The sequence below is a fragment of the Frankia sp. BMG5.23 genome (genome assembly GCF_000685765.2).
In the GTDB taxonomy this organism is placed as follows: Bacteria; Actinomycetota; Actinomycetes; order Frankiales; family Frankiaceae; genus Frankia; species Frankia casuarinae.
Genome location: NZ_JDWE01000018.1, coordinates 1 through 23,502 on the forward strand (window position 1 = coordinate 1; position 23,502 = coordinate 23,502).

At 69.0% G+C, this 23,502-nt stretch carries 20 protein-coding genes and 3 pseudogenes; 16 read left to right on the forward strand and 7 right to left on the reverse strand.

What is annotated here, in order from left to right; translation table 11 throughout:
• Positions 1-147: 147 nt before the first annotated feature.
• A pseudogene (locus BMG523DRAFT_RS10540) lies at positions 148-501 on the reverse strand (SAM-dependent methyltransferase); the annotation flags it as partial.
• Between the two features lie 697 nt (positions 502-1,198).
• On the opposite strand from BMG523DRAFT_RS10540, the gene BMG523DRAFT_RS25265 reads away from it, so the two are divergent.
• Both BMG523DRAFT_RS25265 and BMG523DRAFT_RS10545 read left to right on the forward strand, forming a co-directional pair.
• The gene (locus BMG523DRAFT_RS25265; RefSeq protein WP_023840896.1) at positions 1,199-1,339 is read left to right on the forward strand and encodes a hypothetical protein; all 141 of its coding nucleotides are present in this window, start codon (positions 1,199-1,201) and stop codon (positions 1,337-1,339) included.
• Between the two features lie 60 nt (positions 1,340-1,399).
• Entirely contained in the window at positions 1,400-3,166 is a 1,767-nt protein-coding gene (locus BMG523DRAFT_RS10545; RefSeq protein WP_011436052.1) for a GGDEF domain-containing protein, read from the forward strand.
• A 357-nt stretch (positions 3,167-3,523) separates the two neighbouring features.
• On the opposite strand, the pseudogene BMG523DRAFT_RS22985 reads toward BMG523DRAFT_RS10545, so the two are convergent.
• A pseudogene (locus BMG523DRAFT_RS22985) lies at positions 3,524-3,854 on the reverse strand (SAM-dependent methyltransferase); the annotation flags it as partial.
• Between the two features lie 244 nt (positions 3,855-4,098).
• On the opposite strand from BMG523DRAFT_RS22985, the pseudogene BMG523DRAFT_RS24440 reads away from it, so the two are divergent.
• From BMG523DRAFT_RS24440 to BMG523DRAFT_RS10600, 11 genes and pseudogenes are all read left to right on the forward strand, one after another.
• A pseudogene (locus BMG523DRAFT_RS24440) lies at positions 4,099-4,302 on the forward strand (C40 family peptidase); the annotation flags it as partial.
• 82 nt (positions 4,303-4,384) lie between these two features.
• Positions 4,385-4,885, forward strand: a complete 501-nt coding sequence (locus BMG523DRAFT_RS10555) for a hypothetical protein (RefSeq protein ID WP_011436050.1) — start codon at positions 4,385-4,387, stop codon at positions 4,883-4,885.
• Between the two features lie 91 nt (positions 4,886-4,976).
• Positions 4,977-5,630, forward strand: coding sequence for a DUF305 domain-containing protein (locus tag BMG523DRAFT_RS10560; protein WP_043591045.1), 654 nt, complete (start codon positions 4,977-4,979; stop codon positions 5,628-5,630).
• A 195-nt stretch (positions 5,631-5,825) separates the two neighbouring features.
• Positions 5,826-7,022, forward strand: a complete 1,197-nt coding sequence (gene chrA, locus BMG523DRAFT_RS10565) for a chromate efflux transporter (protein ID WP_051623824.1) — start codon at positions 5,826-5,828, stop codon at positions 7,020-7,022.
• A 181-nt stretch (positions 7,023-7,203) separates the two neighbouring features.
• Positions 7,204-8,454: a cytochrome P450 gene (locus BMG523DRAFT_RS10570; protein ID WP_011436047.1), complete on the forward strand. Its 1,251-nt coding sequence runs from the start codon at positions 7,204-7,206 to the stop codon at positions 8,452-8,454.
• 284 nt (positions 8,455-8,738) lie between these two features.
• Entirely contained in the window at positions 8,739-9,755 is a 1,017-nt protein-coding gene (locus tag BMG523DRAFT_RS10575; protein WP_011436046.1) for a fatty acid desaturase, read from the forward strand.
• Between the two features lie 12 nt (positions 9,756-9,767).
• Entirely contained in the window at positions 9,768-10,025 is a 258-nt protein-coding gene (locus BMG523DRAFT_RS10580; RefSeq protein WP_011436045.1) for an acyl carrier protein, read from the forward strand.
• A 5-nt stretch (positions 10,026-10,030) separates the two neighbouring features.
• Positions 10,031-10,933 carry a class I SAM-dependent methyltransferase gene (locus tag BMG523DRAFT_RS10585; protein ID WP_011436044.1) on the forward strand — a complete coding sequence of 301 codons (903 nt, stop codon included), beginning with the start codon at positions 10,031-10,033 and terminating at the stop codon, positions 10,931-10,933.
• 11 nt (positions 10,934-10,944) lie between these two features.
• Positions 10,945-12,240 (forward strand): cytochrome P450, encoded by a 1,296-nt coding sequence (locus tag BMG523DRAFT_RS10590; protein ID WP_049760874.1) that lies wholly within the window; start codon positions 10,945-10,947, stop codon positions 12,238-12,240.
• Positions 12,237-13,007: a thioesterase II family protein gene (locus tag BMG523DRAFT_RS10595; protein WP_152987844.1), complete on the forward strand. Its 771-nt coding sequence runs from the start codon at positions 12,237-12,239 to the stop codon at positions 13,005-13,007. The genes BMG523DRAFT_RS10590 and BMG523DRAFT_RS10595 overlap by 4 nt, the downstream gene beginning before the upstream one ends.
• Positions 13,008-13,060: 53 nt before the next feature.
• On the forward strand, positions 13,061-14,797 hold the full coding sequence (locus BMG523DRAFT_RS10600; protein ID WP_043591063.1) for a fatty acyl-AMP ligase: 1,737 nt from the start codon (positions 13,061-13,063) through the stop codon (positions 14,795-14,797).
• A 90-nt stretch (positions 14,798-14,887) separates the two neighbouring features.
• On the opposite strand, the gene BMG523DRAFT_RS10605 is transcribed toward BMG523DRAFT_RS10600, so the two are convergent.
• The 4 genes from BMG523DRAFT_RS10605 to BMG523DRAFT_RS10615 form a co-directional block, all read right to left on the reverse strand.
• A complete protein-coding gene (locus tag BMG523DRAFT_RS10605) occupies positions 14,888-16,534 on the reverse strand; it encodes a fibronectin type III domain-containing protein (RefSeq protein WP_011436040.1) in 1,647 nt (548 codons plus the stop codon).
• A 176-nt stretch (positions 16,535-16,710) separates the two neighbouring features.
• A complete protein-coding gene (locus tag BMG523DRAFT_RS27330; RefSeq protein ID WP_368671096.1) occupies positions 16,711-16,845 on the reverse strand; it encodes a pentapeptide repeat-containing protein in 135 nt (44 codons plus the stop codon).
• A 210-nt stretch (positions 16,846-17,055) separates the two neighbouring features.
• Positions 17,056-17,250, reverse strand: coding sequence for a ferredoxin (locus BMG523DRAFT_RS10610; RefSeq protein WP_023840904.1), 195 nt, complete (start codon positions 17,248-17,250; stop codon positions 17,056-17,058).
• Positions 17,251-17,293: 43 nt separating this feature from the next.
• The gene (locus BMG523DRAFT_RS10615) at positions 17,294-18,493 is read right to left on the reverse strand and encodes a cytochrome P450 (protein ID WP_011436038.1); all 1,200 of its coding nucleotides are present in this window, start codon (positions 18,491-18,493) and stop codon (positions 17,294-17,296) included.
• A 558-nt stretch (positions 18,494-19,051) separates the two neighbouring features.
• On the opposite strand from BMG523DRAFT_RS10615, the gene BMG523DRAFT_RS10620 reads away from it, so the two are divergent.
• The 3 genes from BMG523DRAFT_RS10620 to BMG523DRAFT_RS10630 all read left to right on the forward strand — a co-directional run bounded on the left by BMG523DRAFT_RS10620 (position 19,052) and on the right by BMG523DRAFT_RS10630 (position 21,507).
• The gene (locus BMG523DRAFT_RS10620; protein WP_011436037.1) at positions 19,052-19,300 is read left to right on the forward strand and encodes a hypothetical protein; all 249 of its coding nucleotides are present in this window, start codon (positions 19,052-19,054) and stop codon (positions 19,298-19,300) included.
• A 304-nt stretch (positions 19,301-19,604) separates the two neighbouring features.
• Positions 19,605-19,865: a hypothetical protein gene (locus tag BMG523DRAFT_RS10625; protein WP_011436036.1), complete on the forward strand. Its 261-nt coding sequence runs from the start codon at positions 19,605-19,607 to the stop codon at positions 19,863-19,865.
• A gap of 148 nt (positions 19,866-20,013) precedes the next feature.
• Entirely contained in the window at positions 20,014-21,507 is a 1,494-nt protein-coding gene (locus BMG523DRAFT_RS10630) for a hypothetical protein (RefSeq protein ID WP_011436035.1), read from the forward strand.
• A 54-nt stretch (positions 21,508-21,561) separates the two neighbouring features.
• Here BMG523DRAFT_RS10630 and BMG523DRAFT_RS10635 read toward each other — a convergent pair whose 3' ends face one another.
• On the reverse strand, positions 21,562-23,484 hold the full coding sequence (locus BMG523DRAFT_RS10635) for an ABC transporter ATP-binding protein (RefSeq protein ID WP_023840905.1): 1,923 nt from the start codon (positions 23,482-23,484) through the stop codon (positions 21,562-21,564).
• Between the last annotated feature and the right edge of the window lie 18 nt (positions 23,485-23,502).

Consider the following 23,502-nt stretch of genomic DNA (forward strand, 5'->3'; position numbering starts at 1 on the left):
AGCCTCGCCGGGCGCCCCGGGCACCGAGCCTCGCCGGGCGCCCCGGGCACCGAGCCTCGCCGGGCGCCCCGGGCACCGAGCCTCGCCGGGCGCCCCGGGCACCGAGCCTCGCCTCTACACCGCGTGTGCACAACCCGACTTGCAACGGTCATTGTCGACGTAAACCACCCGGGTGTCGGGGGCGAGGCCCTGGGCGATCTCGTGCAGGTTCGGGCTGGTGGGGATGCCGGTACCGATATCCAGGAACTGGCGGATCCCGACCTCCCCGGCCAGAAACCGGGTCGCCCGCGTCATGAACGCCCGGTTCTCCCGGGCCGTGACGCGGGCGTTGGGGAACGCGGCGATGACCTGCTCGGCGGCCTCCCGGTCGGCCGGGAAGTTGTCCTTCCCGCCCAGGTAGTAGTCATACATCCGGGCCGTATGAGGAAGATCCATCCGCAGGTTCACCGGCTCCCGGTCCCCCGTCGTCGCTACCCACGCCGGGTCCCGTGTTTCCGTCACCGCTCCTCCATCCCCTTGCCACTCGGACATCCGCTCGCCACTCGGATGCCACTCGGATGCCACTGACGAGCACCCTAACGGCACGGGCAGGCACCATCCACAGCAACCCTGGAGAAGGCCCGACCCTGGAGAAGGCGGCCGCTGGAAACGGGCCCGGCCCGGCAGATCCCGTCGCCTTTCCCACCCACACCCGGCTACGGAAATGGGAACGTCCCCACCGCCGCAACGCCGGCTCCACGCACCCGAACCGCCCAGTCCAGGCGCGATACCAAAACTTTAGGTTCATGTCCATTCACGGGTGAACCCGTGGTTTTCCCGTCCGGCGATCGCCGGGTGGGTAGCCAGGGGCGGCCAGCCAGCGGCGGCCGGCCGCCATCCCGGTCCTGCACGCAGGCGAGCCGCACCAACACCGTCAGCAACGGGAGCACCGTCGGCGGACGTGGACGTTCGTGCCCTTGAGGTGGTGCCCGCCGGTCTTTCGACGGTGGCGGGAGCTCGGATTCGACCACCGCCCATGCTTCTCGCCACGCTCCGCATAAAAAAAGAAGATCTAAACCAGGATCTCCGGGAAGAGTGGCTTCGCTCAGGACACTGACCACCCGATTTCCAGCTATTGACTACCCGGAGGGGTGGTGCACCACCCCCCACCGACTGCAAGGCTGTGACTCACTTCATACAACAAGGCAGCGGAAAGCCGATGGGAACCCTTGTCAACGTCGACAACGCTGACACGCTCACCGACCTGTATGCGACGGACGGTGAACCTGTCACGCAGGTCAAGACGGTGACAGCACTGCACGATCAGGCGCGGTGTTTCGTCGACCGCCAACCGTCATGATCGTCGCTGGCTGTGCACGCAATACGGCGATCCGGGTTGACACCCCGCCAAGGAGAAATAATGACCCCCGTATACCCGATCACCCACGATAGGTGGTACACGCTGGCGAGGACGCCCGCCGTCGAGTTCTTCCAGACGAGGACTCGGGAACTTGCCCCGCAGCGGCCAGCCGAATCCGGCAAGACCTGGGGAAAACTGGTCGTAAATCCGGAGACCCCCCGAATCGCGTCGATTTTCCTCGACGCCGCTGCCCAACTGGCCACTGCGGCCGCCTGCTTCCGGACCGCCCGGCAGGTTCGCGGGACGGAGCGCCGCCGGCGGTTCGCCCGCCTCGCCGCTGGCGGCGTGCTGGTCGCCAACCTCGCGACGGCGGCGACGTTCCTCGCCGGCGGCTTCCTGACTGGCCGCATGTCCCCGAGCTATGCCATCTTCCTCGTTCTCTACGGGGTGGCCCTGGCCGGGCTGCTGTCCCTACCCACCGCACCGGTGGAAGGCCAGGGCGAGAACACCAGGACCGCGCGACACAGCGGATACCGCTGGCATACGATCACCCTGCTGGACTGTGTGCTGATCGTCGGCTCGATCATCCTGCTGGCGTGGGGGACGACTCTCGCCGCGCTCGTCCCGGCCGGCCCGCCCGACCCCATCCAGCTCTTGGCCGCCCTGCTCCACCCGGTCGCCAGCCTGATCCTCGCCACGGCGGTGCTGCTGATCACCTGCTTCCGCCGGCCGCGTTCCCCGGCGGCGTCGGTACTGCTCAGCACGGGCCTGCTGATCGACGGACTCACCAGCAACATCTCCGTCTACAGCACCGCGCCGGACAGCCACCACCTTCCCCCCTGGGCCATGATCGGATTCACCCTCGCCTTTATGATGATCTTCCTTGCCGCTCTGCTACCGGCGCGCACGCACCCGGACAACCCCACACCCGACAGCCTCACGACCGACAGCCTCACGACCGACAGCCTCACCCCGGGCGGCCCCCGGGCGGTGTGGGCGCACGCCGTGCTGCCTTACGCCGTGCTCGGTGCGGCCGGCCTGCTGATCCTGGGCAAACTGTCGACCGGTGCGCAGCTCGACCGGTTCGAGGCGTACGGCATGGTCGGACTGCTGCTGGTGGCGCTGGTCCGGCAGATGGTCACCCTGGCGGAGAGTAACCGACTGTTGGCCGAGGTACGCCAGCGCGCACGGCAGCTTCACCATCAGGCGTTCCACGACCCGTTGACCGGCCTGGCGAACCGGGCGCTGTTCACTCGGCGGCTGCAACGAGCCCTCACCCACGACCCCGACAACCCCGACAACCCCGACGCCTGCCACGCCGGCGACTCCGGGACGGTGTCCGTCCTGTTTTTGGATCTCGACGGGTTCAAGCTGGTGAACGACACGCTCGGCCATGCCGCCGGGGACGAACTCCTCAAAATCAGCGCGGAGCGACTGCGGGCGGACACCCGCGCGGTGGACACCGTCGCCCGGCTCGGCGGGGACGAGTTCGCCATCATTCTCGGCAGCGGCGGCGTCGACGCCCGGAAGGTGGGTGAGCGGCTCGCGATGGCAGTCCAGGAGCCGTGCCTGCTGGCCGGGCAGATCTACACCCCGCGGGCCAGCTTCGGCCTAGTCACGCTCGACGGCTCCACCACCCGGCCGGCCAGTCCCGACAGCCTGCTGCACCAGGCCGACCTGGCCATGTACGCGGCCAAGCGGGAACGCGCGGGCAGGCTGGTCGTCTACCGGCCGGAGCTGTCCGCCCTCCCCGAGCACCGCCACCCGGACCCACCCAGCCAGGACGACCCGGTGGGCGCCTACGGCCGAGTAGTAGGCCTGATGTGATCCATCTGCCTGCCCCGTTCCGCGCGCGTATCACCGGCCTGGGGAGGAGCGCCCCGTTCAGGTCGGTCGCCGTCTGATCGAGGTATCCAGTGACCGACCGCACCGTTCACCCCGGTGCTCGACTGGCCGGACCGCCAGTCGAGCCGGAACCCAATTTGGATCTTGAGTGGATCCTCGGCGACCTGCTCCGGTTCTTCACGGGTGGACCGGTGCGCCCACGCTGGTAGTGATCCGCCCCAGCGGCGAAGCGCCGAAGTTCGCCAGGGTTTCCTCGTTGTGTCTCCCTAGAGGTGATCTGGGGAGACACAGCTTCTCTGGAGGTGGGTACCGCCAGCATCGGGGCCGATCGGAGGGACGTTACGGTTTGCGGCCTACGGCGCCGTAGTTGTTGACCTGGGCGTCGGTGACGTCTTTCGGCGTGGTGTCGTCCGGCCGCCAGCGATGCACGACCTGCACGCCCGGCTCGACGAGTTCCAGGCCAGCCAGGAAACGTTCCACCTCGGCGCGGCTGCGTGGCTGCGTGGGATGCCGCGTTGCCGATAGGTCTCGGTCGCCGCCAGCAGGGTCGGGTCGAAGTCGACAGTGGCATGGGTGAGGGCGAGGTAGCTGCCGGACAGCAGGGCGTCGACGAGCCGTCCCCGATGCCGTACGGGTCGTCGGCATCGGGGACGAAGGGAAGGACCGCGATCCTGAATCATCGCGTCTCCTCTCAAGCCTGCTGGATCCGAAGGTCCCTGCCGCGCAACACCATGATCATAGCTCCTTGCTGGCTCGACGACGCCGGGGAGGAGACCACGGCGAGCCGTGCTGTCGCAGTTTCTCTGGGGCTGGATCGGGTCGACATCGTCAACAAGGGTCCGGCGGTGCGGTGGTCGGTGTACGGCGTCCGAGCCGTGCGGCATGTGCAACTCGGGTGCGGACCAGGGGCCGGCCAGCAGCAGTTCCAGGCCACGGTGCGCATCCCCAGGTCCGGGAAGAAGCCCGGCGACCTCATCTTCTTCGGGACTCCCGGCAACATCACCCACCTGGGCATCTACGCAGGCAACGGCTATATGTGGGCCGCGCCACAAACTCGACGAAATGTCAACCTACAGCCCATCTACAGCAGCAGCTACTACGTCGGCAGGGTCCGGTAAGCCGCTCTTTCGACCGTGCGAGAGACGAGCCGGCCCGGGCGCGGGTTTTACCGAGCGCCTGCGCGTGGAGCATCATGCAACGGTGAGGGTCCGGCGCCGAGGAAGAGAAAAGAGCACCCCGGGCAGGCTGCATCTGCTCCCGCTTCTCGTGCCCGTGCTCCTCGGCATTCTGCTCATGCACGGCGGCCTGTCCGCGCACGCCGGCCATACCGACTCCGGCACGCACGGGCTCCCCGCGGCCCGGAGCGAATCAATGACGATGCCCGACGCGACGATGCCCGACGGTGGGATGAATCCGCGCTCCGCGCCCGTCCACCTGGCCGGTCTCGACCCGCGGACCAGGGTCACGATGCCGGCCACAGACGCAGGCCACGACGGGCATGCCGGTCAGCTGTGCCTGGCGTTCCTTCGCCTGGCCGGCGTCCTGTTCATCGCCTTGCTGCTCACCCGCGCCGTCCGCTCGACCTTCACCGCCCGGAGCCGGCTACGTGTGGCGTCATCCCGGCCTGGACGATCGCCCCCCGGCGGACCGCCACCGTCCCACGCACCCTCACTCGTCTGCCTCTGCGTGCTCCGCCTGTAGACCGGTCGGCTTTCGCCTGCGCGTCCCCACGGACTTCCGCACGGCGAACCCGCACAAGGATCTACCGACACCTGGCAGACGAGGAACCAGCATGAGACGACTCATCCTGCTCATCCCGGCGCTTCTGGCCGCAGCCGTTCTTACCGCGTGCGGCAGCGGGGGAAGCAGCACCGGTGCCACCGGTGCCACCAGTGCCACCGGCAGCACCGACTACAACGCCGCCGACGTCACCTTCGCCCAGAACATGATCCCCCATCACCGGCAGGCCATCGAGATGGCCGACCTGGCCGGCACCCACGCCCAGAACCCGGAGGTGAAGACCCTCGCGCCGCAGATCCGCGCCGCGCAGACTCCGGAGATCACCACGATGGTCGGCTGGCTCACGGCCTGGAAGCAGCCCACCGCTCCCCCCGCCGGCGGCGGCGGATCGGGCCCCGGCATGGGCGGCCCCGGCATGAACGGCCACGGCATGAACGGCCACGGATCAGAAACCATGATGCCGGGCGACACCATGGAAGGAATGATGTCCAGCGCGGACATGACCGCGCTGGGGAACGCGACCGGACCCGCCTTCGACAAGATGTTCCTCACCATGATGATCGCACATCACCAGGGAGCCGTCACCATGGCGAAGACGGAAATCCGCGACGGACGCTATACCCCGGCGCAGCAGCTCGCCGAGAATATTCAGAACACCCAGAACGCCGAGATCACGAGTATGCGGAACCTCCTCGCTAAAATCTGAAAGATCTGACCGAGCTGCCTGGCTCGCAGAGATGGTGGCCGCGACACACCCTCGCGGCCACCATCTCGCGGCCAGCCGGTCGAGTGCTTCAGTCGAGTGCTTCAGGGGAGGGAGGGTTCGTGGATCGGCGCCGACCCTGACCACCCGGCCGGGTGCCGCGAGGCCCGGGAATCCCCTCCCTCGGGGGAGGAGAGGATGTCAACCGTGGAGCTCGATGCGCCGTCCGCGGCCACCCCCGCTCACCCGAGCCTGCTCGCCGTGTTACGGGAATGGGGCCGGATCGGCTGCCTCGGCTTCGGCGGCCCGCCGACGCACATCGCGCTGCTGCGCCAGCTCTGCGTGGAGCGACGGCGGTGGCTGACCGCCACCGAATTCGAAGACGCCGTAGCGGTCTGTAACCTGCTGCCCGGACCGGCGTCCACCCAGCTGGCGATCTACTGCGCTTGGCGGCTCCGGGGCCGGCCGGGTGCGCTCGTTGGCGGGATCGCGTTCATCGTGCCAGGTCTGATCCTGATTCTCGCGCTGGCGGCGATCTTCCTCGCCGGCTCGCCGCCGCGGTGGGTGCGCGCCGCCGGCGCCGGGGCGGGTTCCGCGGTCGCGGCCGTCGCCGTCCAGACCGGCGTCGCGTTGCTGCCGGCAAGCTGGCGGCGGGCCCGCACGGTCAGCCGCCTGCGCTGGCCGTGCTACCTGGCCACCGGGGCGACGGCTGCCGCCGCTGTCGGCCCGTGGCTGGTGCTCGTCCTGCTCGGCTGCGGCGCGTTCGAGCTGGCCGCCCGCCGCCACCATCGGCCCGGCCGCCAGCCGGGCGCTGCCGCGCCACCCATGCCCTTGCTCGCCGCCGCGGCAACCGGCACCGGCGGGCTGCTCGCGCTGATCTGGGTTGCCTTCAAGGTTGGTGCCCTGTCCTACGGCGGCGGCTTCGTCATCATCCCGCTGATGCAGACCGACGCGGTCGACCACTATCACTGGATGACCGCCGACCAGTTCCTCAACGCGGTCGCGCTCGGACAGATCACCCCCGGCCCCGTCGTGCAGACCGTCGCCGCCGTCGGGTACGCGGCAGCCGGGATTGACGGCGGGCTACTGGCCGCAGCCGTCGCCTTCGGTCCGTCGTTCGCGTTCATCCTGCTCGGCGGTCCCCACTTCGCCCGGCTGCGGGCCGAACCGCGAATCCGCGCCTTCCTCGATGGCGCCGCCCCCGCCGCGGCCGGCGCCATCCTCGGCTCCGCCATCCCGCTAGCCGGCGCGCTCGACCGGCCCTGGCAGTATGCCACCCTCGGCGGCGCCATGATCCTCCTGCTGCCCCTGCGCCGCGGCGTCGTTCTCACCCTGCTCATCGCCGCCGCGGTCGGGGTGGTCGTCACCGCCGCCGGCGGGCCTCTCCCTCAATGAGGGAGAGGCCGGTCGGCCTTCTCGGTCTCCTCGTCCTTCCCGTCCTTCCCGTTCTTCTCGTCGTCCGTTCGCGTTCCCTTCATCGGGAGTCCGGTTCGCCCTGCAAACGTCCTTCACGGTCGCACGCAGCGGCGGCGGCGCGGCTGCGGGGTCACCGACCACCGGAAGCGAGGAGCTGACAATGGATGCCGATTCCCCGTCCGGTGCGGCCGCGGTCGGCACGCCGCCGGCCTTCGGCGCGTTCGATCCGGCCCGACGCCATGATCCCTACCCCAGCTACCACGCCCTACGGGAGGCGGATCCGTTCTACCGTCTGCCGCTGGGCGCCCAGCAGGTCACGCTGCTCACCCGCTACCAGGACTGCATGCACGTTCTGCAGGACGCCGCCTGGGGCCGGGGTGAGGGGGGAACCAACGCCTGGCGTTCCGCCAACAGCTTCGACGGCGGGCTGCGGTCGCTCCTCGGCGTGAACCCGCCCGATCACACCCGGCTGCGCGGGCTGGTCAGCAAGGCGTTCACTCCCCGGGTCATCTCCGGGCTGCGGCCACAGATCACCGTCCTGGTCGAGTCGCTGCTCGACGCCGCGCTCGCGGCTGGCGAGGTGGATCTGATCGACGCGTTCGCCCGTCCCCTTCCCCTGAGAATCATCTGCGATCTGCTGGGTGTGCCCGTGCGGGACGAGGAGACGTTCCGGGCCTGGGGAACCGCCCTCACCCGCGGCCTCGATCCGGACTATCTGCTCACACCCGACGAGCTGGCCCTGCGAGGGAAGGCCACCGTCGAGTTCGACGCCTACTTCACGGATCTGATCGCGGCCAGACGGGCTCGGCCGACCGACGACCTGCTCGGTCTTCTCGTGGCGGTGCGGGAGCAGGGTGACAGCCTGACCGAGGCCGAACTGCTGGAGCTGTGCGCTCTGCTGCTGGTCGCCGGGTACGAGACCACGATCAACCTGATCGGCAACGCGGTGCTCGCCCTGCTGCGTGACACCGACCAGCTCACCGCGCTGCGGGCCGACCCCGACCTGGCGCCCGCACTCGTTGACGAGACGCTGCGCCACGACCCGCCCGTCCAGTTCGTCGGGCGTCTCGCGCTGCGTGGCACCGAGGTCGCCGGGCACTCCTTCGCCGCGGGCGAGGTCGGCGTCATCATGCTGGCCGCCGCCGGGCGGGATCCGCGGACCTTCGCGGAGCCGGACCGGTTCGACATCCGCCGGTACGCCGGGCCGACACCCGCCCCCCGTCATCTCGGCTTCGGGTTGGGGATCCACTACTGTCTCGGCGCGCCGCTCGCCCGACTGGAGGCGGAGATCGCCCTGCAGGCACTCGTGCGCCGGGCCGGTAGCCTCACGCCGGCCAGCGACCCTCCCTCCTATCGCCCGCATCTGGCCGTGCGTGGCCTGGAGACACTCCCCATCCGGCTGTCGCCCTGACCATGCGGTGTCGCCCTATGACGGTGCTGGGCGACACCCCGCACTACCGCGGCACCCGCACTACCGCGGCATCCGCACTACCGCGGCATCCGCACTACCGCGGCACCCGCACTATCCGTGGGCCGGAGAGCCGGCGGGTGCGGCTCAGCAGCGGACGATAACGAAACACAATCTCACGATCGATTACTCCGGCGCATGTTCCGGAACCGGCCACGACGGCTGTTACGATCGGAAAAGTTCGGGCCGACGACCCATCCGCAGCCCTCCGGAGGAGGCGGTCGAGAATGGCTGGCTTCCAGCCTGCAACGCACATTCCTGAAACCGGGTACTCTGAAAACGGGTACGGAGCCGATGGATCCACTCCCCGCCGGAAGACGATCAGCAATTCCTACCTGCATCGCCTGCAGCGCCGGCACTTCCTGCTGTTCGACGTCCTCCCGATTGCCGGCACCGCCGCCGCCATCGCGTTTCTCGCGGTACATCCGATCGGGGCCACCGAACTCGCCCTACTCTTCTCGATGTGGCTCCTGACCGGTCTGGGCATCACCGTCGGCTATCACCGGCTCTTCACGCACCGCGCGTTCAAGGCGGCGCCGGCCGCGGCGGCCGCGCTCGCGGTACTCGGCTCGATGGCCGGCCAGGGCGGCGTGGTGTCCTGGGTCGCTCTGCACCGGCGGCACCACGAGTGCAGCGATCGCGACGGAGACCCGCACTCGCCGAATCTCGCCGGCAACGGTCTGAAGGGCCGGCTCCGCGGCCTGGCCCACTCGCACTTCCTGTGGATGCGCCGCCACGAATATCCCAACGTCGTCCACTACGCGCCGGATCTGATCAAGAACCGCGCGCTGGTCCGGGTGGCCCGCCTCTACTACTACTGGGTGACGCTCGGGCTTCTGCTCCCGGCGCTCGTCGGTGGCCTCGTCTACCAAAGCTGGACCGGGGCGGTGAGCGGCTTCCTCTGGGGTGGTCTCGTACGGATGTTCGTCCTCGAACACGTCATCTGGGGGATCAACTCCTTCCTGCACATGTTCGGCACCCGCCCCTACGAGTCCCGGGAGAACAGCAGGAACGGCGGGATCTTCGCCCTGCTGAGCCTGGGCGAATCGTGGCACAACAATCACCACGCGTTCCCCGATTCGCCCTCCTTCGGGCTGCGGTGGTACCGCCTCGATCCGGGTTACTGGCTCATCAGGCTGCTCGCGGTCAGTGGCCTCGCCTGGGATGTCAAACTTCCGTCCGAAGAGCGGATGGCGGCGAAGCGCATCGCCGCCAGAAGATCCGCTCCGAGTACCGCGGTATAAGGAGCGAGCACGGTGGAGCCAAGCAGGGAAGAGATTGTCACCTGGTGCCAGGAGTATGTCGCGGGTCTCCTCGAGATACCCGCGGAGGAGGTCGATCCGGACGCGGACTTCGATCGACTGGGAATCGATTCCGCCCTCGCCGTCTCCCTGCTGATCGAGGTTGAGGAACGCTACGGCGTCGACCTACCGCCCGAGGCGTTGTTCGAGAACCCGAACCTCAACGCGGTCGCCACGTACCTGCACACGCAGCTCCCGCGGCACGTGGCATAGTCGTCATGGCCACCTCGGTCGGACACGATCGGACGGTCGGAGCGGCGGCGGCCATCCGCCACCACTACGACGTCGGAAATGATTTCTACCGGCTCTGGCTGGACCGCTCGCTGACCTACTCCTGCGCGCTGCGGGAAGGCGCGGACGACACCCTGGAAACAGCCCAGGAAAGGAAGCTGCGGTTCCACCTGGACGCGATTCGCGCCGACCGCGCCGAAAGCGTTCTGGACATCGGCTGCGGGTGGGGCTCGATCCTGGGGCGACTGGCGGAAACGCACGGGGTGCGACGCTCCGTCGGTCTCACCCTCAGTGCGGAGCAGGCGGCCTTCGTCCGGTCCCGCGGCTATCCCGGTGTCGAGGTGCGCACGGAGAACTGGGCGCACTACGAACCCGGCACCCGGTTCGACGGGATCATCTCCATCGGTGCCTTCGAGCACTTCGCCGGACCCGACGACTCGTCCGCCGAGAAGATCCGCCTGTACCGGGAGTTCTTCACCCGCTGCCACGGCTGGCTGAAGCGGGACGGCGTGTTGTCGCTGCAGACGATCGCCTACGCGAACATGTCCCGCGAGAACGCGAGCGCCTTCATTCAGCAGGAGATATTTCCGGCGGCGGATCTGCCGACGCTCACGGAGATCACCGCCGCGGCGGAGGGTGTCTTCGAGATCCAGTCGGTGCACAACGGTCGGCTCGACTACGCCTGGACATGCGAGGAGTGGGCCCGCCGACTGCGCCGACACCGCGAGGAGGCCGTGGGTGTCGTCGGACCGGAGGTGGTCGCCCGGTACGAGCGTTACCTGAAGCTGTCCGCCCTGGGGTTCCGGATGGGAAAGATCTGCCTGCTCAGGCTCGTCCTTCAGCCCTTCGGGAGCGGATACTTCGAGGGCCGCGGGGTGCGGGCGGGATGAGCACGGGCGGGATGACGTCCCCGACACCCAGCACCGCGACCGCCGACACCGCGACCGCCGACACCGCGACCGCCGAAGCCACCCGGGCACCGATCCGCTTCAACCCCTTCGGCGCCGAGTTCCGGCGCAGTCCGTACCCGCTCTATGCGCGGCTTCGAGGCGCGCAGCCCGTCCACCGGACGCTGGGCATGTGGGTGCTCACGCGGCACGCCGACGTGCGCGGTGTCCTGCACGACCGGACGTTCAGCGCCGGGCTCATCCCCCAGCTGGTCAGCCGGCAGGCGTCGCGGCTGTCGCGGGACGACGTGGCGCGGATCGGGCGGCTGGCGACCAAGTCGCTCGTCTTCACCGACAACCCCGACCACGCCCGGCTGCGTGGCCTGGTGAACCGGGTATTCACGGCGCAGGCGGTCGCCGAGCTGCGCCCCCGCGTCCACGAGGTCGCGGAGCGGCTGGTGCGGCGAGCCTGGGACGACGGCGGCATGGACGTCGTCGCCGATCTCGCGGGGCCCCTACCGCTCACGGTCATGTGCGACTGGATGGCCCTTCCGGACAGCCTGCGCGAGCGCGTCGGGCCTTGGACGCATGACATCCGCTTCCTGCTCGAGCCGGGGCTGATGAAGACCGAGGACTTCACCCGGGTATCCGACGTCGTCGAGACATTCGCGCAGGCCCTGGACGACGTGGTCACCGAACGCCGGTCCCGGCCGGGTGACGATCTGATCAGCCGGCTGCTCGCCGCGCGGACGGCCGGGGGCGACCGGCTCAGCGATGAGGAAGTCGTCTTCGTCTGCATCATGTGCTTCGTGGCCGGCAACGAGACCACGAAATCCCTCATCGGCAACGGTCTCCTCGCGTTGCTCCAGCACCCGGATCAGGACGCGCGCCTGCGCCGTCGGCCGGAGCTGCTGGGCGGCGCCGTCGACGAGGCTCTGCGCTACGACAGTCCCCTGCAGCTGACCAAGCGCGTCGCGACGCGCGAGGTCGAGATCGACGGAAGCCGGATCCGGGCAGGCGATCAGGTTCTGCTGTGCCTCGGCGCCGCGAACCGCGACCCCGCGGTGTTCAGCCGGCCGGACGAGTTCGACATCACCCGCGACGCACGAGGGCATCTCGCCTTCGGCCACGGGATGCACGGGTGCCTGGGCGGGATTCTGGCGCAGTTGCAGGCCCAGGTCGCCCTTGATCGGTTGTACCGGCGAGCCGAACGCCTGGAACTCCTGGTCACGCAACCCGACTGGCAGGATCACAGCTTCATCGTCCGCGGGCTGAAGCAGCTTCCGGTCTCGGTGCGGGGTGTCGGGTGACGGGCACCGGGGTGACGGGCACCGGGCTGACGGGCACCGGGCTGACGGGCCGGACGTGGCTGCGGTACGAACCGACGGATGCCGCCGTGCGGCTCATCTGCCTCCCGCACGCCGGTGCCGGAGCCAGTTCCTTCGCCAGATGGCTTGGGCTGTTCCCGTCGACCGTCGCGGCGGTGCGGGTCCAGCTGCCCGGTCGTGAGGACGTGGTGGCCGAGCCCGCGCTGCGCCTGGTGCACGATGCCGTCGACGCGTTGCTACCACAGGTGACCCGGCTGATCGACCCGCCCGTGGCGTTGTATGGCCACAGCATGGGAGCACTGGTCGCCTTCGAGCTGGCCCGCGCGCTGAGTGCGGCGGGTATCCCACCGGTGCATCTGTTCGTCTCCGGCCGCCGGGCGCCACACCGGCCCGCCAGCAGGGCACCGATCCATCACCTGCCGGACGACGCGCTCGTTGCCGCGCTGAAGACGATGGGTGACACGGGGGGCTCACATCGGAGTGCGGCCTTCCTGCGCTACACGCTACGGCTCACCAGAGTCGATCTGACGCTCAGCGAGGAGTACGCGTACCGCTCCGAACCCAGGCTGCGCTGCCCGATCACGGCCTTCTACGGAACCGCGGACCCGGTTGTCGACCTGGCCGAGATCGAAGCCTGGCGGGACGAGACGGACGCGGCCTTCGCGGTCCACACCTTCCCGGGCGATCACTTCTTCCATCAACGCCACCGGGTGGCCATCGCGGCGCGCATCGCCGCGGCGTTGGAATGAGCTCCGTCGAGCCGCTCCCGGGGCGGGAGGGAAAGTCGAGGGAAGGAAAAAGGGTGCCGCACGCGACATTGCTGCCGGAAGTCCTACAGAACCGCGCCGCCCGCCAGCCGGCCAGGCGGGCCTACGTGTTCGTGGATGAACACGAGGCGGAAAAGGCGGTACTGACGTACGGCGACCTGCACGCGCGGGCGCTCGCCGTGGCCGGGGAGCTGATCCGGCACTGCCGGCCCGGCGACCGGGCGCTGCTGCTCTTCCCGCCGGGTCTGGATTTCATCGTCGCCTACTTCGGCTGCCTCTACGCGCAGGTGATCGCGGTCCCCGTCAACCCCCCGCGCAGGAACCTGATCCAGGACGCGACCCGGAGCATCATCAAGGACTGCGAGCCTTCGGCCGTGCTCACCGTCGGCGCGATGGTCGAGCACATCAGGCCCGTCGTGGAATCGATCCGTGGCCCCCTCCCCTGGCTGCCGGTCGACCAGGTGGCGGACGAGACGAACGAGACGGACCAGGCGGGCACGAGCTTCCGCCCCCGGCCCTGTCCGCCGGATTCCGTCGCCTTCCTTCAGTACACCTCCGGTTCCACGTCCGATCCGAAGGGGGTCATGGTCTCCCACCGGAACCTCGCCGCGAACCAGGAGATGATCCGGCGCGCGTTCGACCACGATCAGGACTCGACGTTCGTCGGCTGGGCACCGTTCTTCCATGACCAGGGGCTGATCGGCAACATCCTGCAGCCGCTCTACCTCGGGGCGACCAGCATCCTCATGGCGCCGATGACGTTCATCCGGTGGCCCCTGCGCTGGCTGTCGGCCATCTCCCGGTACCGGGCCCACACCAGCGGCGGGCCCAACTTCGCCTTCGATGTCTGCGTCGCACGGGCCGCCCGGGGGGATGTGCCGGACCTCGACCTCAGCTGTTGGAAGGTCGCGTTCAACGGGGCCGAGCCCATCCGTCACGAGACCCTGCGCCGGTTCTCGACGATCTTCGCGCCCCACGGGTTCGACGAGAAGGCGTTCTACCCGTGCTACGGCCTGGCCGAGGCGACCCTGCTCGTGACCGGCAGCCGGAAGGGCCGCGGTCCCCGCGCCCTCGAGGCGGACGTCGAGGCGCTCGGTCACCGGCGCTATGTGCCGGCATCGGGCGGACGCGGCCGGAGTCTCGTCGGATCCGGGCTCGTCCTCCCGGAGGAGGAGCTCCGGATAGTGGACCCCGAAACGGGACGCCCGTGCCCCGCGGACGAGGTGGGCGAGATCTGGGTCTCCGGCGACCAGGTGGCGCAGGGATACTGGCGCCGCCCGGAGGCGACGGCCGAGGTGTTCCACGCCGAGTTCGACGGCGAGACCGGCCGGGCTTACCTGCGCACCGGCGATCTCGGCCTGCTGGTCGACGGCGAGGTCTACGTCGTGGGCAGGCTGAAGGACCTGGTGATCATTCGGGGCCGGAACTACTATCCCCACGACATCGAGCTCACCGTCCAGTCGGCCCACCCCGCGTTGCGCCCCGGCGGGTGCGCCGCGTTCTCGGTTCCCGGTGCCGACAGCGAGAAGCTGGTCGTCGTGCAGGAGATCAGGGACGAGCAGCGCCTCACCGCCGACGCGAGGGACGTCGCTGCGTCGATCCGGGCGGCGGTGACGCGGGAACACGACCTCTCGGTGAACGACCTCGTGCTGGCCCTGCCGGGCCGGCTACAGAAGACCAGCAGCGGCAAGATCATGCGAGCCGCGGCCAGGAACCGCTACCTGGCGGCCGGGTTCGAGATCTGGGAACCGGGGATGTCCTCCGTCGCCTGACGGATCCGCCGGTCCGCCTGGCGGAATGCCGCCAGGAAAGCCGGACCGCGGCCCGGCGGCTACGTGCGCCGCCGGGCCGCGGGCGCGGACCTACCGCCGCAGCGCGGCGGCGGGAACGGACTCGGGTCGGTAGGTGGCGATGATCTTGCAGAAGTCGAACGGGTTCTGCTCGACGTAGGTGCACTTCGCCAGGTCGTTCCCGTTGAAGTCGGCGCATTCGGGCAGGCGGCCCTGGTTGTAGTCCCGGGTGGCGTCCCAACCGGAGACGGCGCCGATGTTGTGGGTACGGGCGAACTCCACGAGCCGGCGCATGTGGTCCAGCGTGAAGATCCGGCCGTTGATGTGGCGGCCGAACATCGGGCAGGCGCCGATCCGCCGCCAGACCTTCTGCTCGTCCCAGTCGCGCCAAGCCCCGGCGATGTGCGTGAACATGCCGTTAAGCGCGATCACGCAGCACTCATAGGCGTCCGAGGGGGCCGTCTGGCCGAACTCCATCAGCATGCCGTTGATCAGCGATGGCTGGACGCCCGCGTCGGCGAGCAGATGCAGCAGACGCACCCCGTCGGGGTTGAAACCCACCAGGCTGCCGGGAGCGCCGTCGACGGGAAGCGTGTAGGAGATCTTCAGGCCGGGGTAGGCCGGGAGCACCTGGGAGATGGCGGCGACGTGCCGCTCCAACCCCGCCCGGTTCTGGATGAACGCTCCCTCGAAGTCGAAGTCGACATGGCTGACCCCGTAGTTCGCGAGGATCGCCCGATACGTCGCCACAATCTTGGAAACGTCGGTCTCCACATCCTCCAGGGGGACGTTGGAAGCACCCCCGAAGGAGAGGATGACCTTCCCGCCCTGCGCGGTGAACGCGGCGAAGTCCTCCTTGCCGAAATCGCCTGTCGCGGCCTCCCCGTAGCTCGGATAGCCGCCCCAGTACACCTTCTTGTCGCCGCCCGGCTGCGCCACCAGGAAGCCGACGAAGAAACTGTCGATTCCGGACAGGGAGCCGTATTCGGCGAGCTTCGGGTTCGGCCATGCGGTGTAGTCGACGAAGGGCGCTCGCGGCGCATCCCAGGTACCGGGGTCCGGGAGGGGGGCGGTAGTCGACGCGGCTACCTCCTCGGACAGCTCCGACCGGTTGCCGCTGACGTCGAACGCGCGGACCCGCAGAATGTACTCCGTCAACGAGTTCAGCCCCGACACCGTGGCCTCGGCGGCGGTGGTCGCCAGGACACGGGGTTCTCCACCCGGAGTCCGGTAGAACACCTCGTAGCCCGCCACCGCGATGTTGTCCGTGGACGGATCCCAGGTCAGGTGCAGGCTGTGCGGCGCCCAGCCGGTGATGCGCAGCTTCTCCGGCACCGTGGGCGGATCGGTGTCCTCGGGTGGGTTGGCGTTCTCCCCGTTGACCGTGAAGCCGTTCGGCAGCAGGGCGGGATCCGAGCCGGCGCCCGTACCACCGTTCTGCATCGCGAGGGTGAACTCCTGCGATCCCCTCGCCTGGATGATCTTCCGTTCGGACACCAGGCGGCCAGTGACGACGTCAGTCGGCCGATCAACCGGGTTGAACACCAGTCCGTAAACATTCCGGATGAGCCGGGGCGCGGCGAACGTACAGGATATCTCCGGATCCACCACGTCCTCGGTGGAGTAGTTGGAGATGGTCACCTTGAAGTTGGCCCAATGTTCGGTTCCGTTGGGCAGCCACTCCGCTGACGCGAACACAAGACCTTGCGAATCCGACACAGTCTGTCTCCTCCGAGGGTTTTGTCGGGTTCAGCCGGCATATCAGCGTGGCACCGCTAAGGAGACGTTACTCCGGACGCCGGACTGATACGACGCGACCCCAAGATATACGCCGTCGTCTCGGTGGACGTGCGGACGCGCCCGTTGGCTCATGGACCACCTTCGGCCGAGCGGGCCTACGGAAATTCTCGGTCGGGAAAGCCCCCAAAACCGGAAGCACGGTACCCCTGGAACACGGCGGTCCGGAACACGGCACCCCGGAACACGGCACCCCGGAACACGGCACCCCGGAGCGGCACGGAACCACGCATCAGGGTCTTGATGCGCCGCGATCCGTCAGCTCATCAACCTATTATGATCAGCGGAGACCGGATCTCGCCCGCCATCCGGACGTGCGCCCGATGACCCCGGTCGCGACGCATCGGAGGTGCCATGTCCACGCCCCCGGGATCCACGCCGCCCACGGATGGCTTCACCAGCAACTGCACCGCGTGACGCCCGCCGGGCGGCCGACCCGTTCGTCAGTCGTCCAGCACGCGCAGCGCCTTCGACGGACACAGCGCGACCGATCGGCGCACAGCGTCCAGCCGACCGGCGGCGACCTCTTCGATCAGGGTGACGACGAGGCCGTCGTCACCCTGATCGAAGACCTCCGGCGCGGTCATCACGCACATCCCAGCGCCGACACAGACGGCGCGATCAGCGACAATCTTCATGCGACACCCTCCTGTTCCGCCCTCTTCCACCAGGGACCGGGTCTCACCAGGTGACCGGGAGTGCGTGCAGCCCGTGTACGACATGATGGGCACGGAACGCGACCTGTTCGTAGGGCACGGCCAGCGCGAGATCGGGGAAGCGTCGCAGCAGCGCGGGGAACGCGATGCGCATCTCCATCCGGGCCAGCGGCGCTCCCAGGCAGTGGTGCACGCCGTGGCCGAAAGCGACGTGGCCGGGAGCGCCACGGGTGATGTCGAGCCGGTCCGGATCCCCGACGAGAGCCGGGTCTCGGTTGGCCGCGGGTAGCGCCAGGAGCAGTTGTTCGCCCGCCGGGATGCGGTGACCGGCGATCTCCACCTCGGTCGTCGTCGTGCGGGGCACACCGGAGGGCACGATGGACAGCCACCGCAGCAGTTCCTCGACGGCGGGCTCGACCTGGGCCGGATCGTCGCGGACCATGGCGAGCTGGTCGGGATGGCGCAGCAGCGCCAGGGTGCCGAGAGCAAGCATGTTCGACGTCGTCTCGTGCCCGGCGACCAGCAGCAGCGAGGCGATGCCGACCAGCTCGGCGGTGCTCAGTTCGTCGCCGTGCTCGCGCACCAGCATGCCCAGCAGGTCCTCGCCCGGGGCGGCCTGCGCCCGCGTGACCAGCCCGGCCATGTACGCACGGGCCTCGCGCTGCAGGGCCAGCCGCTGCTCGATCGGCAACGAGGCGTCGATCTGCCGGCGGGTGCGCTGCTGGAACTCCGCGCGGTCGGAATACGGCACCCCCAGCAACTCGCAGATCACCAGCGACGGCACCGGAAGCGCGAAGGTCGCGACCAGATCGGCAGGCCGGCCGGCCCGTTCCACCTCGTCGAGCGCCGCGTCGACGATGTCCCGGATCCGCGGCTCCAACCCGCGCATCCGGCGCACGGTGAACTCCGGGGTGAGCATCCGGCGCAGCCGGGTGTGATCTGGCGGATCGAACGCGAGCATCTGCCCCGCCCGCAGTTCGGCGATTTCCTCATCACTCAGGACGGGACCGCCAGGACCTACGACCCACTGATTGACGTTGCTGAACCTGCCCGGATCCGCGAGTATCTCGCGGACGTCCTCGTACCGGCTGACCAGATACGCGGGTATCCCGAACACGGTGACAACGCGGCAGACGCCGTCGGTGTCCCGGATCCGGACGAGTTCCTCGATCGGATCGAACTGCGCTCGCCGTATATGCAGCGGAACTATCGGTGCCGCGGCCATCGCCTGTCCACCCTTCGTCGTTCACGCGGGACCTCGGACACCGACGACGCTACCATCCACGCGAAAAATTGCTGTCGTTTGAACGGACCGCATCCGGATATCCACCGCCGAAGATAACCCCGAGGAAGAGAACATCCATCAACAAGTGGATCGGCATTGTTCGACACGTCAGTATTATTTTATATTTTTTGACAAAATTCACCATAGTTCAATATTGTCTACCATTTTTGATTTCCCATCTATCGCCATCGGGAAAAATGCCATGGTGAATCATCCGTAGAGAATCGGCCTTCCCCACGCCAGGCTCGCGCCCGGGCGCGGATGATGATCCGACCACCCGCCGAGTGGGCCTGGACCGGTCAGATCGACCGAGGACAAGATCCGTGTTGCGGAGGGTAACCGCGGCTCCTACAGTTCGGTAGTACCACCGGATGCCGCGGAATCCGCGCCCTCCGGTGAGTTCTGACCCCGCCCCGCGCCGGCCGATTCCTCGCCACCGGCCGGTGCCCACATCCTGCGTCATGACGGGTACCGAGCGACACACAGGGGAGCCAGAAGATGAGGGACCGCAGGGAGACAGACGTCGTCGAGCTGGCGCAAGAACACGCGGAGCTGCTGCCCGAGCGCATGACCCTGGCGGCGATCGAGATAAACCGCACCGAGTTCGACCCCACCTTCTACCCGGTCGGCTCGCCGGGCAGCAACAATGCCCAAATCGATAATCATCCGGAGCCGCAGACCGCCTACAGCGACGGAGCGTTCGTCAAGACCATCGCCAACAGCTGGAACCGCATCGAGCAGTGGTGAACTCCGGAACGATTCTGCTCCTCACGCCGGTCTCCCCGGCCGGGTAACCGCACCCGACCACGTTCTCCCGAGGTCGCCAAGGGCACCGTGCACCCGCGGCCACCGGCCGGCCGACTATCCTTCGGCCGGCCGGAAGGCATGCCCTCGCCTCGGTCAGGCCGATCCGAGAAGGCCAGCCGAAGTTTCGACCGACGCTGGCACGACCGTGACACACCTTGTGCAGGTGCTGGCCACCAGGTTGAGCGGTGGCTAGCGTTCCCACCGCCCGAATATCCGAGGCAACTCAGATCGGTGGGAAACAAGGATGAACGATATCACGGGCAACTGCGCCGGCGAGCTGAATGGAGAACTGTTCTTGGAATGGGCGGAACTACTACCCGAACGGACGACTCTCGCCGCGGTCGAGATCGGTCGGAAGGAGTTTGACCCAACCTTCTTTCCGGTCGGCTCCCCCTGGTCGAAAATGGCACAGATCGACGCTCATGCGGAGCCGCAGGTCGCCGGTGGATTCCTGCCCATTCTCATCACACTGGTACCGAGCATCAACATCATCATACAGAAATAACACCGACCGCTTTACCGCTTTACCGCTTTACCGCTACGACCGACAGATACACCGCCGGATTCCTCCGGGGTGGTCACCCGGCCTGCCGCCGGTCGACGGACCGGCGGCCGGCTTCCCGCCAGTTCATGACAATGAGGATGGGACGCAGATGACCGAGTCCACCCGGTCGTCCACCCGGCCGACAACGATGCCGCCGGTGCCTTCCAAACCGGACCGGACGCCCGACCTCACCGATATCACCGGCGTCACCGATATCACCGGCGTCACCGGCGTCACCGATCCGACGGGCGTTCCCGGGCCGACCGAGGTACCCGCCAGACCGAGCCGGGCCGACGGCCTGGCGCTACTCGGCGAGTTCACCGGGTCGGGCCTGGCCCGACCCGTCTTCCTGGCCCGCCGCGCCGACGGTCAGGTCGTCGCACTCACCGAACTGCTCGCGCACATCCTCGAAGCGGCGGACGGCGCCCGCGACGTCGCCGCGATTGCCGACCGGGTCACGGTGGTCTGCGCCCGCCGGATGAGTGGCGCCGACGTCGCGTACCTCGTAGCGGATCGGCTCATGCCACTCGGCCTGATCGCCAGCGAGAACGGCGTCACCCCGGCACCACGGGCGAAGGCGCTGTTCACACTCGCAGCCCGGCACACCCTGCTACCCGCGCCGGCCGTGCACCGGGTCAGCCGGGTGTTCGCGATGCTGTTCCGGCCAGCGGCCGTGGCCCTGCTGCTGGCCCTGCTGGTGGTCACCGACGTGTGGACGTTCGGCCGGCACAGCGTCCGAGACAGCGCGGCGGAGGTGCTCGCGACCCCGGCGCTGATCCTGGTGGTGGTCGGCCTGGCCCTCGCCGGCGCACTGTTCCACGAATGCGGGCACGCCGCGGCCTGCCACTACGGCGGTGCCCGCCCGGGAGTCATCGGTTTCGGCATGTACCTGGTGTGGCCGGCCTTCTTCACCGACGTCACCGACTCCTACCGGCTGAGCCGGCTCGGCCGGCTGCGCACCGACCTCGGCGGCATCTATTTCAACGGACTGTTCGTTCTGCTGCTCGCCGGGGCTCTCGCGCTCACCCACGCCGGTGTGCTGGTGACCGCCGTCGTCCTTGTCCACCTGGATGCCATGCGCCAGCTTGCGCCCTTCGTCCGGCTCGACGGCTACTACATCGTCAGCGACCTGGCCGGGGTACCGGACCTGTTCAACCGGATGGGGCCGGCGCTACGCGCGACGCTGCCACGGCGGCGCAACCGCGTCCCGCGCGGGCGGCCTGCCCGATCAGCAGGACGGAGCCGACCGGACGGGCTGACCCCGCCGGACATCCGAAGCCGACCGGACGGGCTGACCCGGCCGGCCCGGATCGTGGTGACCGCCTGGGCGCTGCTCGCGGCGCCGCTGATCCTGGTGAACCTGGTCGTGCTCATGGTCTCGGTTCCGTTCGTGCTTACCCGGACGACCCGGGCCATGTGGGACTATCTCGGGCTGGCGGGCCGGGCGACCCGTGACGGGAAGCTGGTCACCGCATTCGCGGAGGTCGTCTCCGCGCTGCTGGTCGCGCTGCCGGCCGGCGGGATGCTGTTCGTGCTGTTCCTGCTCGCCCGGGGCGTGCTACGGGCGGTCCGGGCGCACCGGGAAGGCTGCCGACGCGGGTAACGGCCTCCCGCCGGCCAGCTCGCGACGGCACCACCACCGACAGCCCCCACCCGATCAGACGACGGTGGGCCGGTAGAGGCGGGCGTAGGCGCCGCCGTCGGCGAGCAGCTCGCTGTGCGTGCCGTCCTCGACGATCTGGCCGTGGTCCATCACGTAGATGCGGTCGGCGTCAATCACCGTGGACAGCCGGTGCGCGATCACCAGGCACGTCCGCCCCACCGCGAGCCGGTCCAGGGCGGTGCGCACGGCGGCCTCGGAGACGGTGTCCAGCGCCGAGGTCGCCTCGTCCAGCACCAGCACCCGTGGTGACTGCAGCAGGACCCGGGCGATGGCCAACCGCTGCCGCTCACCACCGGACAACCGGTAGCCCCGGGCGCCGACCCGGGTCGCCAGGCCCTCGGGCAGCCGGTCGAGCAGGGCGGAGAGGCTGGCGGCCGCCAGGGCGGCACGCAGCTCGTCGTCGGTTGCGTCCAACCGGCCGTAACGGAGGTTCGCCGCGATCGTGTCATGGAACAGATGCGGGTCCTGAGGGACGACGCCGATCATCGTGTGCAGACTATCCGGCGGGATGTCGTCGAGGGGAACCCCGCCGAGACGGATGCCGCCGCGCCGCGGCCGGTGCATGCCGCTGGCCAGATAGGTGATGGTCGTCTTGCCGGCCCCGCTGGCCCCGACGATCGCCGTCGTCGTCCCCGCGGCGACTTTCAGGGTCACCCCGCGCAGGTTCCACGTCGGGTCGTCGTCCGGCCAGTCGCCGTCCGGCCGGTCCTCGGCCGTGGCAAGATCGTAAGAGAACCATACGTCGTCGAACGTCAGATCGAGTCCCCGGCCGGCATCGACTCCCCAGCGAGCGGCGGCCGGCACCGGTTCCGTCCCGGACCGCGGTGCGCGGGGGACGGTCAGCGCGGGGGCCCGGGCCCCTTCGAACCTCAGGCGTACCTCGTCCTGCGGGACGTCAAGCAGGGAGAAGATCCGCCGGAAGGACGCGCCCGCACCCGCGAGCTCCGCACGCAGGTTGACAGCGGACGACAGTGGTCCGAAGGCCACCAGCAACGCGCCGCCCAGGGCTGCGACCGTCCCGAGCGTGATGCGACCGCTGGAGACCAGCCAGGCCCCCAGCGCCAGCACCGCCGTCATCGTCGCGATAATCCCGAGGTTGACCAGGAACCGGACCCGCGACATCAGCCGGGCCTGATCCTCGGCGGCGGCGAGCAGCTCGGCGCCCGCCGCGTCGAAGCGGGTCTGCTCGTAGTCGACCCGGTCGAACAGCCGCACGTGCAGCGCCCCGGAGACCGACGAGGTGTCGGCGACCTGGACCATGAGCAGACCGTCGAGCTCCCGCTGGCGGATGGACAGCGCGGCGAGCCGCCGCCGGCCCGAGCGGACGATCAGCAGCGTGGCCGGCGCGAAGACCATCACCGCCAGGCTCAGACGCCAGTCCAGCACGAAGACGACGATCGAGCCGACGACGATGTCCGCGATCCGGCAGACCACCGCCTGCACGGTGGCGGAAATCGCGTTCTGGGCGTTCAGGACGTCGGTGGACATCACCGTCATCACCTCCCCCTGCTGGCTGCGGGGAAAGAAGGCGAAGGGCAGGCGCTGCAGGTGAGCGTTCACCGTCTGACGGATCCGCACGGAGACAACGCCGCCGAGCCGAGCGATGAGCGCCATGCGCACCGAAAGCACGCTCGACTCGAACACCAGCACCGCGCACAGCAGCAGAACGGGGACGACGAGGTCACGCACCTGGCCGGTGGGCAACGACGTGTCGATGAGATGGCGCAGGACGAACGGCCCGACGGCGACGGCGGCCGAACCGAGAACGGACAGCCCGACGAGGACCGCGACGACCCGGCCCTGGTCGGCGAAGAACCGGACGCTGCGCCGCGCCTCGGGCGCGCCGGTCAACCGCGCGAGCGCACGCGCATGCAAGCGGATCACCCACGACGGGACGGGCAGCGACTCACGGATCACGCCGCCGAGGCTATGCCG